General features: G+C 43.9%; 14 protein-coding genes and 2 tRNA genes. 4 read left to right on the top strand and 12 right to left on the bottom strand.

Going from position 1 to position 17,089, the window contains the following annotated elements; translation table 11 throughout:
- Positions 1-25: 25 nt before the first annotated feature.
- The 3 genes from IEE84_RS00950 to IEE84_RS00940 form a co-directional block, all read right to left on the bottom strand.
- Complete coding sequence (locus tag IEE84_RS00950; protein WP_191114572.1) at positions 26-688, bottom strand: RDD family protein; 663 nt, start codon at positions 686-688, stop codon at positions 26-28.
- A gap of 329 nt (positions 689-1,017) precedes the next feature.
- Positions 1,018-1,094 (bottom strand) — tRNA-Arg (locus tag IEE84_RS00945).
- Between the two features lie 181 nt (positions 1,095-1,275).
- A tRNA-Ser gene (locus IEE84_RS00940) sits at positions 1,276-1,365 on the bottom strand.
- 351 nt (positions 1,366-1,716) lie between these two features.
- On the opposite strand from IEE84_RS00940, the gene IEE84_RS00935 reads away from it, so the two are divergent.
- A complete protein-coding gene (locus tag IEE84_RS00935) occupies positions 1,717-2,511 on the top strand; it encodes a hydroxymethylpyrimidine/phosphomethylpyrimidine kinase (RefSeq protein ID WP_191114571.1) in 795 nt (264 codons plus the stop codon).
- Between the two features lie 108 nt (positions 2,512-2,619).
- On the opposite strand, the gene IEE84_RS00930 is transcribed toward IEE84_RS00935, so the two are convergent.
- The 5 genes from IEE84_RS00930 to ppx all read right to left on the bottom strand — a co-directional run bounded on the left by IEE84_RS00930 (position 2,620) and on the right by ppx (position 8,608).
- The gene (locus IEE84_RS00930; RefSeq protein ID WP_224737825.1) at positions 2,620-3,180 is read right to left on the bottom strand and encodes a YggT family protein; all 561 of its coding nucleotides are present in this window, start codon (positions 3,178-3,180) and stop codon (positions 2,620-2,622) included.
- A gap of 128 nt (positions 3,181-3,308) precedes the next feature.
- Positions 3,309-4,142 carry a pyrroline-5-carboxylate reductase gene (proC, locus tag IEE84_RS00925; protein WP_191114570.1) on the bottom strand — a complete coding sequence of 278 codons (834 nt, stop codon included), beginning with the start codon at positions 4,140-4,142 and terminating at the stop codon, positions 3,309-3,311.
- Positions 4,143-4,319: 177 nt separating this feature from the next.
- Entirely contained in the window at positions 4,320-5,894 is a 1,575-nt protein-coding gene (gene tilS, locus IEE84_RS00920; RefSeq protein WP_191114569.1) for a tRNA lysidine(34) synthetase TilS, read from the bottom strand.
- 167 nt (positions 5,895-6,061) lie between these two features.
- Positions 6,062-6,865, bottom strand: coding sequence for an acetyl-CoA carboxylase carboxyltransferase subunit alpha (locus IEE84_RS00915; protein ID WP_191114568.1), 804 nt, complete (start codon positions 6,863-6,865; stop codon positions 6,062-6,064).
- A 177-nt stretch (positions 6,866-7,042) separates the two neighbouring features.
- Positions 7,043-8,608, bottom strand: coding sequence for an exopolyphosphatase (gene ppx, locus IEE84_RS00910; protein ID WP_191114567.1), 1,566 nt, complete (start codon positions 8,606-8,608; stop codon positions 7,043-7,045).
- Between the two features lie 460 nt (positions 8,609-9,068).
- On the opposite strand from ppx, the gene IEE84_RS00905 reads away from it, so the two are divergent.
- The gene (locus IEE84_RS00905; protein WP_191115331.1) at positions 9,069-9,404 is read left to right on the top strand and encodes an Mpo1-like protein; all 336 of its coding nucleotides are present in this window, start codon (positions 9,069-9,071) and stop codon (positions 9,402-9,404) included.
- Between the two features lie 161 nt (positions 9,405-9,565).
- Here the strand turns inward: IEE84_RS00905 and hemL are convergent, their stop codons facing one another.
- Positions 9,566-10,867 carry a glutamate-1-semialdehyde 2,1-aminomutase gene (gene hemL, locus IEE84_RS00900; RefSeq protein ID WP_191114566.1) on the bottom strand — a complete coding sequence of 434 codons (1,302 nt, stop codon included), beginning with the start codon at positions 10,865-10,867 and terminating at the stop codon, positions 9,566-9,568.
- Positions 10,868-10,970: 103 nt separating this feature from the next.
- Entirely contained in the window at positions 10,971-11,324 is a 354-nt protein-coding gene (locus IEE84_RS00895) for a zinc ribbon domain-containing protein YjdM (RefSeq protein ID WP_057758016.1), read from the bottom strand.
- Positions 11,325-11,792: 468 nt separating this feature from the next.
- Between IEE84_RS00895 and ygfZ the strand changes: the two genes are divergently transcribed.
- Positions 11,793-12,545, top strand: coding sequence for a CAF17-like 4Fe-4S cluster assembly/insertion protein YgfZ (gene ygfZ, locus IEE84_RS00890; protein WP_191114565.1), 753 nt, complete (start codon positions 11,793-11,795; stop codon positions 12,543-12,545).
- A gap of 91 nt (positions 12,546-12,636) precedes the next feature.
- Positions 12,637-13,962 (top strand): D-amino acid dehydrogenase, encoded by a 1,326-nt coding sequence (locus IEE84_RS00885; RefSeq protein WP_191114564.1) that lies wholly within the window; start codon positions 12,637-12,639, stop codon positions 13,960-13,962.
- An 89-nt stretch (positions 13,963-14,051) separates the two neighbouring features.
- Here IEE84_RS00885 and IEE84_RS00880 read toward each other — a convergent pair whose 3' ends face one another.
- Together IEE84_RS00880 and IEE84_RS00875 are read right to left on the bottom strand one after the other, a co-directional pair.
- Positions 14,052-16,250 carry a molybdopterin oxidoreductase family protein gene (locus IEE84_RS00880; protein WP_191114563.1) on the bottom strand — a complete coding sequence of 733 codons (2,199 nt, stop codon included), beginning with the start codon at positions 16,248-16,250 and terminating at the stop codon, positions 14,052-14,054.
- A 65-nt stretch (positions 16,251-16,315) separates the two neighbouring features.
- Positions 16,316-17,014, bottom strand: a complete 699-nt coding sequence (locus IEE84_RS00875) for a TetR/AcrR family transcriptional regulator (RefSeq protein WP_191114562.1) — start codon at positions 17,012-17,014, stop codon at positions 16,316-16,318.
- Positions 17,015-17,089: the final 75 nt, after the last annotated feature.

Raw genomic sequence — 17,089 nt, 5'->3', positions numbered from 1 at the left:
GAGTTACTAGGTCAATAAAATCAGACTACAGTTTTTTCTTACGATTTTTAAAACCGCGCCATAACCCTTCATGTGCCACTTTTGGCATCTTTAGGGTGATGGTGTTGGACAGCATATCTTGTACTGCCAAACCGCAAGGGTTGAACAGACAGAACACATAATTGAATACCAAACCAAGAAACGCGCTGGCCAATAAGGCGGCGCGTGATCCATCAATAAGACTGCCAATGATGCCAAAAATCAGCGGCATCAAACAAGCGGCCAAAATACGCTTAAACGACTGACCCCACGTTAGCCATTGACCTGCATCATTGATCGTTTTTAATCGCCACGTCTGCATACCCAATGTCTGACCACCACGGCGCCAAAATATTCCATAGAATGCTACGAGTGTCAGTACAAATGATGGCGTCATAATGGCGTTCTGATACCAAAGCGGCAGTGACTGAGCTTGTGAGGATTCAGTACCCGTCTCCATAGTCAATAGCGTGCCGACCACAGTCAATATAGTACCAACCAAAAACAATAACGCTAAAATCAGCATACCATCATAGAGAATCGCCACGACACGAATCATAGGCTTAGCGATGGTTGGCTCTTCGTTAGGATCTCGCTGTACAGGCGCACTCGATTGAGGCTTTGATTTGCGAGTCGTTTTTGACGGACGTTTAGATGGACTTTTTGACATGGTACAAGCTCATAGCAAGCAGTGAATAGTAACGCTATTGTACCGTAAATGGTGGGGCTATCGTACATTATCCTAGATGACTGTCTAACATCATAGATGGCCTAACACCGTAGATGACTGTCCAGTATAATAGATGGCTCTCCAATATCTTAGATTGCTCTTTAATATTGTTAGTTGGTTATCCAATATCCAATCATGCTACATATAAGAGATGGTCGTAGAATAAATAAGTAGAAGGGTAAAAGTTACAGACATAAAAAAACCGCCAATTGTCATAAGACAGGCGATTATTTTAATATTTTTTAGCTTAAATTAAGCTATTATGCAAATGGTGCGCCTGGAGAGATTCGAACTCCCGACCCCTTAGTTCGTAGCCAAGTGCTCTATCCAACTGAGCTACAGGCGCGTATTTTGCACTTTATCCACTGCGAAGATAATATCTTTTGCAGTAAATTAGGTTGGTCATTATATAGATAATATCGCTTGTGTCAACATCTTTTTTAATTAAAACAAATTATTTTTTGAATTAATTATTAAAATGTTTAACGCAGTATATTGCGTTATTACTCTAATAACAACTGAATAAATGGCGGTGAAGGAGGGATTCGAACCCTCGATACGCTTACACGTATGGTTCCTTAGCAGGGAACTGGTTTCAGCCACTCACCCACTTCACCTAACGATTCAAGACATTTATAAAATTTCTATAAACATAGTATTGATGCTAACAATACGTCTCATGTCGTGGGCGAGTATTATAACAAAGCCGAAACGAATTGCAAGCGTTGTCTACAGATTTAATGCGGCTTTTATCAAAATTATAGATATAAGTACTTATATTGCATTTTTATACGGAAAATTGCGACATATCATTGCTAAATATAACAACCAAACTGCTCACTAATATTAGGCCTACTCACTCTACCGTCTTATACCTAATCGACAAGCATAAGACTATGATAGATTTTTTAGTAGTAGGTGGCTATAGTATTTATTACTTATTTCAAAATATCTCAAAAGGAGCTGTTATGCGACCTGTCGTACTGTGTTTTTCAGGATTAGATCCTTCAGGCGGTGCTGGATTACAAGCGGATATCGAGGCCATTGGACAATCAGGGGCACATGCAGCCATCGCGTGTACGGCGGTCACTATCCAAAGCTCACAGCAGGTGTTTGGCTTTGAGGCTTGCGCAGCATCATTGGTAAAAGCTCAAGCTACTGCGGTGCTTGATGACTTGCCTGTTAGTGCTATCAAGTCAGGTATGCTCGGCACCACTGATAACATCGCAATGTTGACCGAACTATTTTCTGATCAAGTTATCGATAATGATACGCCATTTGTCTTAGACCCTGTACTAGTTGCAAATAGCGGGGGCAGTTTGGGTGATGAGAAAACACTGGTTAGCGCCTTTAGACAATTGCTGCCCTATGCTACTTTAATTACTCCAAATACTCATGAACTACGAGCGCTTAGCGGTGAGCAAGACCTGCATGTCGGTGCGCAAAAGCTATGTGCTCAAGGCGCTCATGCGGTACTCGTAAAAACCTCACATGATTTTGATAGCGGTGACATCGAGCAGTACTTGTATATACAGGGCGAGATGGTCCATAAAAGTACCTTGCCGCGCTTAGATGGTGAGTTCCATGGCTCAGGATGTTCACTTGCCAGCTTTATCGCTGGACGCTTGGCAATGGGCGATGCTCTCATCGATGCAGTACAAGCGGCAGACAGCTGGATTACCCAAACATTGCGGGCAGCTGATGCACCGCATCCTGATGATTCGCAAGCTCAACTCATACCAAATCGCTTTGTTCGTTTTTAGCATATCTAACAAGCTATAGCTTACCCAAGTAGCAGACGCAAAAAAGGCGCTCTATATTTTTATAGAACGCCTTTTTTATGACAGTTTTCAGATTTAACTCTATTAGGATTAACCCAAGGTTGGCAACACACTCGCAGCCAAGCCACCAATGAATATCTCCAGCAAATAAAATGCTAAGAAGGCCACCATTGGCGATAAATCGAGCATACCTAAATTCGGCGTGATACGACGAAAAGGGGCCAAAATAGGCTCAGCCAAATTAATGATAATGCCAATAATCGGATGCTCAGATCTGGTAAACACCACAATCCAGCTAACGATGATAGAACCAATCACCAAGTAGCGACACATGCGTAAAAAGTCTAATAATAAGCTAGTCGTACCCGTAAAGAATAGCGGTACAGGGGCAATACCTTTATGCGTCAATGCGGCTTTTCCAGAAATGTCGATTAGACGAATCAAAAACATTAGTACGATAGCAGCAATGCTAATACGACCCTGTGCAACAGTCGGGAAAATACGCCCAAACACATCGACAATATGCGTTGCTTTGTAAGCAGGTGCAATCATCGGATTGCTCGCATCCATTCCTGCAAACTGCAACATAAAACGAATAAACACCAGCATCATAGCGAATGTGGTGACCAAATCAAAAATTTGAAATAACATGTTGTTCATGAAGTGCTACTCAATGTGACATTATTAACAGATTCTAGGATGACAAATGTCATTATCAGACGCTGATGATTACATAAGGTGTGTCGTAAGTTGTGACTCACAGCACACCTTGTCAGTGTTTACTTACTCATCTCTTCACTTAACGCTTGGCTACGAGCATAGCAAGCTTGCATGGCCTCGCTGATTTGACGACCAATCTCATTGGCTTGCATTGACTCGACCGCTGCCTGAGTAGTACCGTTCGGCGAAGTGACTTTACGGCGTAACTCAGCTGGTGCATCATCACTGTTCATCGCCATTTTTGCAGCACCTAACATGGTCTGCATAGCAAGCGCTGAGGCTTGTCCTTTATCTAACCCTAATGCAACTGCTCCATCGACCATCGATTCGATGAAGTAAAACATATACGCTGGCGCTGAACCTGATACGGCTGTAACGGCATGCATATGCTCTTCGTCATCGACCCACATAACCAAACCTGATGCTTCCATAACAGCCGTTGCTAGCTGCTTCTGTTCCGCTGAGATATTGTCTGTACCGTAGAGGCCAGTCGCACCCATTTGAATCATAGAAGGCGTGTTTGGCATTGCACGGACGATATTGCTATAGCCGCCCAACATGTTTGATAAAAGATCAGTCGATAAACCTGCTGCTACTGAAATAACCAACTGATTATCTAGCACATCTGCAAAAGCACTTACCACCACTTTCATCATTTGTGGTTTGACTGCGAGTACCACGATATCCGCACCGATTACAGCAGATTTAGGATCAGCCAGTGGATCAACAGTATTTAGACCTTTGGCGGCTAATTGCTCACGTGCATCGCTGCTAGGATCGGCGACCGTGATTAGATTTGGTTTGATGCCGCAACCCACAAGCCCGCTAATGAGTGCTTGTGCCATGTTTCCGCCACCAATAAAACTGATTTTTTTATTATCTAATACCGACATACTTGTCTCCTAGTCACAAAATTCAAAGGTATTCAACTTAACATACTGATATGTAAAACGACACTCAGTTTATCATACTGCCACTATTACCGTTTGATAAATTCAAAATGTCACGCCTGCCATCAACCTGATAAAAATCAATGAGTCAGCCAACGGATATTAAACTTTTGACGCTTTCTATTTTAGACTAAGCTCACTTTTGATGTGCTCGGCTAATTGATTGCTTTTAGCATCGCTATCGATCTGCTCAGAACTCAAAAGCCAATCCTCAAATGGCGATACTAGTAACAGAGGAATATCAGTTTGTATATCATCTCCATCTTCAGATTTTTTTATAAAGGTAATGCTAACTACCATTAAGCTTTCTCGTAGCCATAATGGAACCCCTAGCGTCTGATATAATTTTTTGCCTGCTTGTGGGCGCGCAGCCATCTCGGTCTTTAGCCGTTGCTTACGGTCTAACGGTGCTATTTTTAACACTGCCTGTTTTGCTATGCCGTCCGCACTATTTTCTAACAATCGTAACAGGGCATCTACTTTCACTTGCAACTGCCAAATATAACGATCACTGCTACGTACGATTAGTGATGTTAGATTATTAGCTGAATGACTAGATGAGTTACTAGATAAAGTCGGTCTAGATAATGGTAGTACCTGCTCGGTCAGCGGTAGCTTCAGCCAAGATAGCCACTCACTGCTCATACGATAGAGCTGCTGACGATAGCGGCGAATGGTATAAGATGCTTTACGACCTTGCCAAAACAGTTCTGTCTGATGATCTTGGTCATCACGTTGGCTTAGAGTTAACACATCATCGACGAGTTGCTTAGCAGGCGGTAGCGGCTCATCTTGACCCAACCAATAGTGCAATAGTTGCCGCTGCCGATACATGGGTAGCTTTTGCAACGTATCGATATTTAACACGCGCTGTGCAGGTAAAAGTTGCAAGTCTGTATTTTCTGTCTGCTGCATATCCTGCATAGCTTGAGCATTGACTGTTTCCTGTGCATCATTTAACAGCTGCGCACTTCGAGCAATATTATCAATGGCATTAGGATTGTATTTAGCCAATATTGGCATGATATCGCGGCGTAGCCCACTACGTACGTTGTCGCCGCTGTCATTCGTAGGATCATCTATATAAGGCAACTCTAAGCGCTTGGCGTAGGTGCTAATAGTAGCTCGTCGTATCGTGAGCCAAGGTCGCCACAGGACATTGCGCTGTACGCCCTTCATTTGCACTCGCCATGGCTGCATACCAGACAGGCCGTTAACCCCAGCTCCTTGAATCAATCGCATCAACACCGTTTCAGCTTGGTCATCAGCGTGATGCGCTAATAGCAATACATCGCCTTGGTTAATATGAGCACGCATGATGTTATAGCGTGCTTGCCGAGCGGCCTGCTCATCATGTCCGTTCACTTGTGCCTGTAAAATGCGACAAGGTATCTGCTGTGCTTGCGCCCAATTGGCGACATGCTTAGCCCAATACTGACTATCCGATTGTAACCCATGATCGACATGTAATAGCTGCGGCAGACATGGCAATCTACCTTGTCGATAGAGCTGTACACACAGCGCCGCAAGTGCCAATGAATCACGCCCACCACTACATGCTAACCAAAGACGGCGACCATGCAACTGATCACTATACTCAGACATACTGCTCAAGAAAGCTGTCGCCAGAGTCTCATCAACTGGCAAATCGCCAATTGATTTAATAGGGTGTGAGATGATTGCGCTGCTGGTCATAGTCAGCCTTATTTTTCGTTATTTTAGATGCTTCATATAATAACAGCCAAAAAAAAACGCGCCATTAAATGACACGTTTTTATTTTAGCATTAAGACTCAGACTCTAATATGAAAAACCTATTATTGAATAATAGCGACTTAACAATAAAGGTGCCATAGCAACCAATTAAGCAGGCAACATCACTTCTGAGTTGAAAGACTTTAGTTTTTCATAACGTAGCTCACAGCGCTCTTGAGGATCTAAATCTTTAATCTCATCAAGCTGCTCAGTAATCAGTGCTTTTAGTGCATTCATTACAGGTTGTGGCTGCACATGTGCGCCCTCGCCTTCTTCGATGACAGCGTCAATCAAACCCATTTGATAAAGGTTAATGGCGTTCAATTTTAGTGCTTCACTAGCGTCTTGTGCTTTTTCAGCGGTTTTCCAGAGGATAGAAGCGCAGCCTTCTGGCGAGATCACTGAGTAAATGCTGTTTTGTAGCATATTTACTTTATCACCGACACCAATTGCCAGTGCGCCGCCTGAGCCGCCTTCACCAATGATAGTCACAATCACAGGCACTTTCAGACTAGAGAACACAGCAATGCTTTCTGCAATCGCTTGCGCCTGTCCGCGCTCTTCTGCACCAATACCAGGGTAAGCACCTTGGGTATCCACAAAGGTCATCACCGGAATATTAAAACGCTCAGCCATTTTGACCAAACGAATCACTTTACGATAGCCTTCAGGATTGGCCATACCAAAGTTATGAGCAATACGCTCACGGGTGCTGCGGCCACGATGCTGACCGATCACCATTACAGGCTGACTATTAAAACGTGCAAGACCACCCAAAATGGCTTTGTCATCGGCAAAAGCACGATCGCCGTGCAACTCGTCAAATTCGGTAAAAAGCTGATTAACATAGTCCATAAATAATGGACGCTTGGCGTGTCGTGCAAGCTGCACACTATCCCAGACAGTGCTCATAGACGCTTCCCTTTAATAATTATACTTAATGTATTTATGTTTAAGAATAATATCGTTATCCGTGTTCAGATAATGAAAGTACAGTTGTAAACTCAATAGGAGCTATAGTAGCACATCTTAAATAGCATGACATTATCGACAACGCCGCTTTTGTTACGTTAATCTTTAACTCAATACTTACAACGGTAACTGCTCAACCTCTGGAGTCTCGACCTCTTGGACTTCAATCACACTAAGCTGTACGCCCCACTTAGCAAACTGGTCAATTTCAGTACGCAAATCTGCCAGCAAGAAAGCATAATGCTCACTGCTATCCGCCAAGGTGATTTGCCAGCTGTTTTCAGCGACTACCTTTAATTCTAACTCTGGTAGCGCATAATCACTGCGGCTATGATGCGCCAGTACGGCAAGGCGCAACAATAAGCAGAGATAAACCAGCTGATCACCACCGATCTGACAAGTCTGCTCTAGCATATCGGCTTTGAGCTTGCGGCGATGATTGAGCATCAGCTGCGCCATGCGCTTCTGATCGACTTGCGAAAACCCTGGAATATCAGAGTATTCAAGCAAATACGCACTGTGCTTGTGATAGCTACTGTGACTGATTGCCAGTCCTATCTCATGCAAGAAAGCAGCACGTCTGAGCAAGTCGCAATCATCATTGGACAGCGCAAGCTTGTCTTTTACTTGCTCAAATAAATGACGGCTGGTTTTTACCACTTGTTTGGCTTGCTTTTTGTCCCCTGAATAACGCTTAATTAATGCCAATACACTGCGGTCACGCACATCTTCACTAGCAAAACGACCAAGCATATCGTACATAACGCCTTCACGTAACGCACCATCTGAGTAGGTAATGGTCTCAACACCCAATACTTTCATTACCGCGCGCAATACTGCCACGCCAGCAGGAAATACGGCTTTACGATGTTCTTTGACGCCTTCTAACTCGATATCATCAATATTGCCAATCTTGATCAGCAATTTCTCTAATTTTTTGACACCTTTATAGGTAATGCGTTCTTGCTCATCGGCCCAACCTTTTGACACTAAAACATTGCGCACCGCTTTGATTGTACCGCTTGAGCCGACTACGCTACTCCAGCCCGTCTTTTGATAACGACCGTTAATCGCTAAGACTTCTTTACGTGCACCTGAAATCGCACTATTAAAAGCTTCTTTAGTAATCAGGCCGTCAGCGAAGAATTTTTGGGTAAAAGAAACACAGCCTATTTGTAAACTTTCAGTCAACAATGGATCAAAATTTTGACCAATAATAAACTCTGTCGAACCGCCGCCAATATCCATAACCAAGCGTTTATCACTACTCTCATTGGTATGCGAGACGCCCAAATAAATCAATCGCGCTTCTTCGCGGCCCGCGATAATCTCAATAGGTTTTGGCAGGATTTTATTGGCACGGGAAATAAAGTCGTTGGCGTTTTTGGCTTGACGCAACGCATTGGTCGCGACCACACGAATACGCTCTGGCGGTACTGAATCCAAGCGCGCCACAAAGCGGCTTAAACAATCAAGACCGCGCTGTTCAGCAGCTGCGCTTAGAATATTATTTTCGTCCAAACCGGCGGCGAGCTGTACCTTTTCAGACATCGAGACTACTTTTCGCACTTCCCCATGGTCAAGACGAGCAATGGCCAAATGGAAACTGTTGGAACCAATATCGATGGCTGCCATCATTTCATCATCGCCAATTGGCGGATTCGTAAGGTAGTCAATAGGCATAGGACAAGTCGTCACCGTGTTAGAGAGAGTGGATAGTTTACCAAAATCACGTGCTATATAGTTATAAAATCACATGTATAGAAAAAAGTAGTAACCACAAAAATCAGGGCAATTTTGTCATTAAAGCATTTATGCCAAACACTCGCAAGCGATGCAAAACTGTAGCAGGGATATCGACGACCACCCTATAAGCTGACAGGTAGCGACTCAGCATCTAGCGCTTGTGTTACGCATATCGGTTTGCTACATTGAAAGCTATCAATATCATAATAAAAAACCGTTATTTACAGAATTTTTATCCGTATAATTTACTTCAAAAGTCACCAGCTAATCGGTTAAAAATCATCCGCAATTAGTAGTTATCAACCCCACCAGCAAGGAAGCTAGTCACATGAAACAGACCACCACAAAAGACGCTACCCAAAATACTGAGACCCCTATCAGTAGTGCTAAAAAAGACATGGTAAAAACTGAAAATTCGCCCAAACAGGCATTTTATGATTTTTACTTAGATGAGCATCAAAACATAGCCTGTCGCCGCCTACATTTCGCAGGCAGTAGCTTTGGCTTATTAGGACTGGCAAAGTCTGTCAAAACTGGCTCAGCTAAGCCTTTGGTAAAGGGCATTGCTGCTGGATATGCCTGTGCATGGGTTGGACACTTTTTCTTTGAAAAGAACAAACCCGCTTCTTTTAAGTTTCCATTGAAAAGCTTTGTCAGTGATTTTCGTATGTATAGCGATGTACTACGAGGCAATCTAAGCTTGAGAAATCGTAAGTTTGATAAAGCACGATGAGGTTTAGTCGTCATATAAATGAAATGACACACTTTATATTCCTCCCAATACGATTATAAATAAAATATCGATAAACAAAAAAACCAGCAAAGATCACGGGATGACCTTACTGGTTTTTTAAGCTTTAACTTTTTAGTTAGCTAATAACTTACATGGCTAAACTATGCTTTTGCCATTTCTGCAAATATCTCATCAGCCGCTTTGATTGACGCATCAATGTCTTCATCGCTATGTTTGATAGACATAAATCCTGCTTCATAAGCTGACGGTGCCAAGTAAATACTGCGATCTAGCATACCGTGGAAGAAAGTATTGAATACGTCCATATCGCACTCTGTCACGTCATCGAAGTTCTTTGGTGTTTCGGTTGTGCTGTCTTTGACAAAGAACATGCCAAACATACCGCCAAGCTTATTGGTACGTAGGTGAATACCATGTTTGTCAGCTGCTGCTTGGAAACCGTCTACTAAACGATCAACTTTCGCTGCTAACTCGTCGTAGAAATTTTCTGCCGTTAAGTCTTCAAACATCGCAATACCAGCGCGCATTGCTAGCGGGTTACCTGATAACGTACCAGCTTGATAGACACCGCCAAGTGGTGCTATGCAAGACATGACTTCTTTTTTACCACCGAAAGCACCAACAGGTAAGCCAGCACCGATGATTTTACCGAAGCAAGTCAAGTCTGGGTCAATACCGAAATGAGCTTGCGCACCGCCAAGACCAACGCGGAAGCCCGTCATCACTTCATCAAAGATTAATACCGCGCCATTAGCCGTACATTCTGCGCGCAACGTATCATGGAATTCTTGTGTAGGAATGACCATGTTCATGTTGCCAGCGATAGGCTCTAAGATAACGCAGGCAATCTCTTCACCCCATTTTTCAAAGCAGTCCTTAATCGCTTGCGGATCATTATAAGGAATCGTAATCGTATGCTTAGCAAAATCAGCAGGCACACCTTTTGACGTTGGCTCACCAATATCAAGCATGCCCGAACCTGCTTTTACTAGCAGACTGTCTGAATGCCCATGGTAACAACCTTCGAACTTAACGATTTTGTCACGCTGAGTATAACCACGTGCCAAGCGAATCGCACTCATGGTCGCTTCGGTACCAGAGCTGGTCATACGAATCATTTCAACACTCGGTACGATGTCACAAATCTTGTCAGCAACGGTGGTTTCAAACGGTGTTGGTGTACCAAAGCTTAGACCATCATCAGCGGCTTTTTTCACCGCATCGATGACTTTTGGGTGCGCATGACCCAAAATCATTGGGCCCCACGAGCCAACATAATCGATATAGGCGTTGTCTTCGGTATCGTAAATTTTGCTACCATTGGCACGGTGCATAAAGATTGGCGTACCACCAACCCCTGCAAAGGCGCGAACTGGCGAGTTAACACCACCTGGAATATGTTTACGTGCTTGTGCAAAGAGCTGTTCGTTTTTAGTACCCATAATTATTCTCTACTTATAGCGACATTTATAACGACAATGTTTTGTGATTAAACGTCTGCTTTATATTTGTTTATTATCGAATCTTTCAAGAAGTTTTTACAATTTAAGCTTTTTTGACCACAGAAGATTTAAGCTTCATTGGTCCGTAGCCATCAAGTTTGCAGTCGATATCATGACCATCAGTAGCATCTGGTAACAGGCGAATACTTTTCGCTTTCGTTCCTACTTTAATCACAATTGAAGAGCCTTTGACTTTTAGGTCTTTAATGACCGTCACCGCATCGCCGTCCTGTAGCTCATTGCCAACAGCATCACGAATAACTGCGTCTTGGTCTTCAGCTTGCGCTGCATCAGTCTCAGCCGCCGTCCATTCATGAGCACACATAGGACATACCAGTAACGCACCATCTTCGTACGTATATTCAGCATCACATTTAGGGCAATTTGGTAAGCTCATTATTTCCTCGACAGCCATCGTACATTAGGTTAATTGTAGAGCTGATATTGTACCGTAACTCACCATCTTTAACCAATTTGTACGCTTGAAAATCAAACGCTATGCCCAATTTAACACTTAACTCATCGCTTACTGATGACGTTTTTTATGATAGGGTTTTTTGTGGTACTCTTCTTAGCCTCATTTAGATTTATGTGCACAGATGCTGTCAATGATAAAAGCACCCATATAATTTTTTATCACTTTGATTTACCCTCTATATTAGGGCGTGTCCCTATTTTAAAAATGGCGATAAAAATGAGATAAATCGCAGGCAAACAAGGAAAATAGCGCAGGTAATATCGAGCTATTGGCCAGCTATTTGACGCCGTTTGCTAAAGATATATCCATTTTTAGCCCATTTAGTCATAAACATTTGAATTAGGAACATGCCCTAATAAGTAAGCTCTCATCAGAAGGATAATAACAATGACTCAGTCTTCAAATTTATCAGCCGTACCGCAGTTTTCGCAATTAACTATCCAAGGCGAAGACGCCGAAAAATTCTTGCAAGGGCAATTAACTTGTGACGTTACCAAGCTCGGGCTTAGCTATCAGGCTGCCGCTATCGGTAACCTAAAAGGTCGTATTGAATTTGGTATCTGGATCAAAAAACAAGCAGAAAAACATTATGATGTGGTCATAAGTAGCGATTGTGCTAAGTCTTTGCAGGCGCATCTTAATAAGTACGGGGCTTTTTCTAAGTTTGAGACCAGTGCACCAGCAGCGATCTATCCTTGCGTGCTAGCAGATGAGCCAACTTTTAGCCATAAAGACGACCATAATACTGCTGACGATACACAGGCTTGGATGGTATGCAGTATTGCCACTGGTAATTATTGGATTGTGGCCGCGACTCAAGGTGAGTTCCAACCGCAAGAGTTGCGTCTACATCAACGCGGCGGTATGGACTATGATAAAGGCTGCTACTTAGGTCAAGAAGTCATCGCTCGTATCTACTTTAAATCTGCACCCAAAGCATTTTTACACTATGTACAAGGCACCGGTGCAGCACCAAGCGCAGGTGACAAACTCGATAAAATCCAAGTAGTCAATGCGATGAAAAATGACGATGGCTTTACCGCTTTGGTCGTGGCACGCCCTGAACAATTGGCAGAAAGCGATTTGAGCATATTGGACTTGCCAGCTGCACTACAAGTAGATGTTGCGCGCCCGAAATAAAAGCACATCGAATCAGGCAAGCGACGCAGCTAAGGTGATGGTCGTTTAATACAGCGCGACCGTCATGACTAACATGAGCATAGAGAATCCTATGACACATATCGCGGTACTCGGAGCAGGCGTGGTGGGCGTGACCACCGCATGGTATCTACGTCAGGCAGGCTATGATGTGACCGTGATTGAGCGCGAGTCAGCGGCAGGTATGCAAACGTCATTTGCCAATGGCGGCCAAATCTCTGTCTCACATGCCACGCCTTGGGCCAACCCTACGACCCCGATGAAAGCGCTCAAGTGGTTATTTAAAGAAGACGCTCCACTATTGTATCGCTTGCGTGCGGATAAAGCGCAGCTCAAATGGGCGATGCAGTTTCTACAAGAGTGCCGCGCCGATAGAGCCGATGCCAACCTAGTGCAAATGGTGCGCTTAGGTCTATATTCAAGAGATACTTTACAACAGCTACGCGCGGATATTGGTATCGACTATGAACAGCAAACACGCGGTATCATGCATTTTTATACCAATCAGGCAGAGTTTGATGCGGCTATTGAACCAACTGAACGCATGCAAGCGCTTGGTTGTGAGCGCCATGTGATTGATATTAGTAATGCCGTCAACTTAGAACCAGCGCTCTACCCAATTGCGCATAAGCTCACAGGAGCGACCTATACCAGTCGTGACGAGTCTGGCAATGCGCACCTGTTTACCCAACGGTTAGCGCAGCGTTGTATCGATGCTGGTGTACAGTTTTTATATGATACCGAGATTTTGGCACTCAATACCGATACCGACTCTGCGCGTCCGCATGTACACAGTATTACTATCCATCCAAAAGGCGAAAATGCGCAGACCTTTACGGCTGATAGTCATGTGGTCGCGCTTGGCAGCTATAGCGTACCTCTACTAAAACCATTGGGGATACACGCGCCAATATTTCCAGCAAAAGGTTATTCGGCTACGTATACGGTGAATCCACGCGCGCCGCATTTAGCGCCTTTTGTCAGTCTAATTGATGATGAATTCAAGCTGGTCACCTCACGATTGGGTGACAAGTTGCGAGTCGCTGGTACAGCTGAATTTAATGGCTATAACCTAGATTTAAATGCCACGCGCTGTGAGGCCATCACTCGCCGTGTGCAGCAGTTATTTCCAAAAGGTATTATCGCAAACTCTGTGCAATATTGGACAGGACTGCGCCCGATGACCCCATCGAACGTGCCCCTAATTGGTCGCGCACACTGTGGTCAAGTCAAACATGGTAGTCATAATACTTCAGCGACTTTTGACAATTTATGGCTGAACACTGGACATGGTACATTGGGATGGACACACTCTTGCGGCTCTGCAAAGGCCCTTAGTTTGCTAATCCAAGGCGAAACCCCTAATGTCGATTTTGATTTTATCGGCATGAGCGTTTGATCGGCTCAGCGATGTATTCAGATTGCAAAAAAAAGGCGCTCACTTTACGTGAACGCCTTTTTTATATTTCTACAAATATATGATTAACTTTATGCTAATGCGCCTGCTGCTACAGTCTCTGTAGCAGCAGATAAACTATCTACACCCATATCCAATGCTTCTAATTGCACAGGCACACCATTAACGGCGGCATTACCACTCAACTGATCAATCAAGGTTTCATCGGTCAAATCATTAACGCTGACACCTGCATGTGCTTGCGCAATTTTCTGCTTCACCCCTTTGCGTCCGTGACCAAAGCCGTGAGGGATGCTGACCACTCCTGGCATCAGCTCATCAGTCACTTCTGCTGCAATGACCACGCTACCTACCCGCGAAGTCACTCTGACATCTTGACCTTCTGCAATGTCATGTTGCGCTGCCGTTTGCGGATGCAACATCAATGTACAGCGAGATTTACCTTTTACCAATCGATGGCTATTGTGCAACCATGAATTGTTGCTACGTACATGACGACGACCGATTAGCAAAATCTCATTACTGTTGTACTGTTGCACCATTTCTTTAACACGGGCCAAATCTGACTGATAAAAATCAACATGAAGATGAATTTGTTTGTCGGCGTGTTTAATAGCCTCTGGCAACATACGATGTAGTGGACCCAAATCGATACCATGTGGATTTTCGATCAGTGCTTCAAACGTTACCTCTTTATGAGGTCCATACTTAAGACCTTGCTCTAACAAGAACTTAGGACCAAAGGCTTTTGTCGCGGCACGTTCTTTTTGCGTTGCTTCTGGCGCATCTTTGTCTAAGCGGTCAGCCAATCCTAAATAAATCTCCCAGTCATGCTTGGTATCGTCAGTTTTCTCAAACAAAGCAGGCGAATATTTGGCGACATTGTGCACGGCAAAACCATTAAAAGTAATGTCATAATGGTCGCGCTCTAACGGCGATACAGGCGGCAAAATAATATTGGCATGGCGACTGGTCTCAGTCACAAAATAATCAAGCGAAACCATAAACTCTAACTGAGATAATGCTTCGTCCAATTTTTCACCATTTGGGGTACTCAGAACTGGGTTACCAGCGACTGTGACGAATCCCTTTAACTGGCCTTCCCCTTCGACTAACATTTCATCCGCCATCGCAACCACTGGATACTCACCATTAAAATCTGGCAAGTTGCTGACGCGGCTATGACGTTTACCCAGATAGCCTGGGCCAGAGCTATTCACAACATCGACGGCAGGATTCGGGAACATGAGTCCGCCCACCTCATCTAAACGACCCGTGACGATATTGATGACCATAGATAGATATTGGCTCAGCAAACCAAACTCTTGCACTGAGATGCCCATACGGCCATAACAAACTGAGCTTTCCGCTTCACAAAATTCTTTGACGATACGTTTGATTTCGGCTGCGGTAATACCCGTGATATCTGCCACTGACTCAGGCGTATATTGTTCAGCAAACAAAGCAAGTCGATCGATCTCAGGTGCCAAGGCAGCCACTCTAGTATCGAGCTTGGCATAACCCTGCGTATAGATTTCATTGAGCATGGCTAATAGCAGCAATACGTCCGTCGCTGGACGAATAAAGTGGTGTTCGCTAGCGATGTCTGCGGTTTCGGTACGTCTTGGATCAACCACCACTACTTTGCCATCGCGCGCTTTGATATCTTTTAGCTTTTGACGCATGTTGGGCGCAGTCATGATACTGCCGTTAGAAGCCAACGGATTGCCACCGATGATCAGCATGTATTGTGTGTTATTGACATCAGGAACTGGAATACGCAGCATGTGACCAAACAGATGCATGCTAATAATATGATGTGGCAGCTGGTCGATAGAAGTGGCAGAAAAACGACTGCGCGTCTTTAAACTGGTAAGTAGTTGTTTGATGGTCAACATACCACCCATGTTATGTACGTTAGGATTACCTAGATAAACACCCAACGCATTTTGACCATACTTTTGCTGTATGGATTGAATACCTGCGGCGACTTTATCCAACGCTTCTGGCCAACTAATAGATTTCCAACCGTCAGCCGTTCTCTCTACTGGCTGACGCAAACGGTCAGGATCTTCATGCAAATCTTGCAAAGCAGTGGCTTTCGGACAAATATAGCCTTGTGAAAAAGGATCGTTTTTATCCCCTTTAATCGACAAGACTTTTTCGCCATCGTGCTTTATTTCGACGCCGCACATTGCTTCGCACAATGTACAAGTTCTAAAATGCGTTTGCGCTTCGCCTAACGTTGGTGCAGCCGTGGTGGTGGCCATAGTCACTCTCCCTGTTGTGTTTTTTTTGTTCTAGATTTCATGACAATAATTTTTGCTTATTATCACTACTGACTAGTATTGCTTCCGTGCAAAAAATTGGCGAACAGTGCGTCAAAGCTGATACTCAATGTGGCAATCGCTTGTTGTCTTGAGTAACGCTGCTGATGACAGCCCAATATCAACTCATGTACTTGTGCCGCCGCCATATCGACGCATAGATTGACAGCACTGCGCTCGCAAGAACGATTGGATAACTGCAATCCTTGAATAAATATCTCTGTCCATTCTTCTTGTATTTCGGTAATCAGATTGCCCAGTCCATTATTTAATGAAGATTGGTTTTCTATACTGTCACTAAACCGTGGGCGATCCTCTAACAAATGCTGAAACAGCGCGATATTCTCAAATGCAGAATCAAAGATCATAATCAGACATTGTCGACATTGCTGATTAAACTGATCTTTACTCAACAGGTCATAATCTTTGAGCATATTGACCCATGCCAGTCGCATCGGTGATAGATAATTGTCTTTTAGTTGGGCGCTCAGCTCGTTTTGTAGCGCCTCTAGACTCTCAAAATGATTGTAAAAACTGGGTTGTGCAATACCTGCACCTTTGGCAATTTTATTCATGCTCATGCCCTGAGCACCTTCCAAACTATACAACCGCAAGGCACTTTTTAATAACGCACGCCGAGTCTTGGCTTTTGCCAGCTCACGTTTAGATTCTACTGGGACTGTCAAATCTTGCGCTAATACATTCAATGCAGAGATATTCCTATTCAATAGATAATTATATCGACACACCAGTAATTTACCTTAGGTGCTATTGTGCCAAAA

The sequence above is a fragment of the Psychrobacter sp. 28M-43 genome (assembly GCF_014770435.1).
Taxonomy (GTDB): Bacteria; Pseudomonadota; Gammaproteobacteria; order Pseudomonadales; family Moraxellaceae; genus Psychrobacter.
Note: the sequence above shows the minus strand (reverse complement) of the source record. Positions and strands in the feature narration are given on the sequence as shown.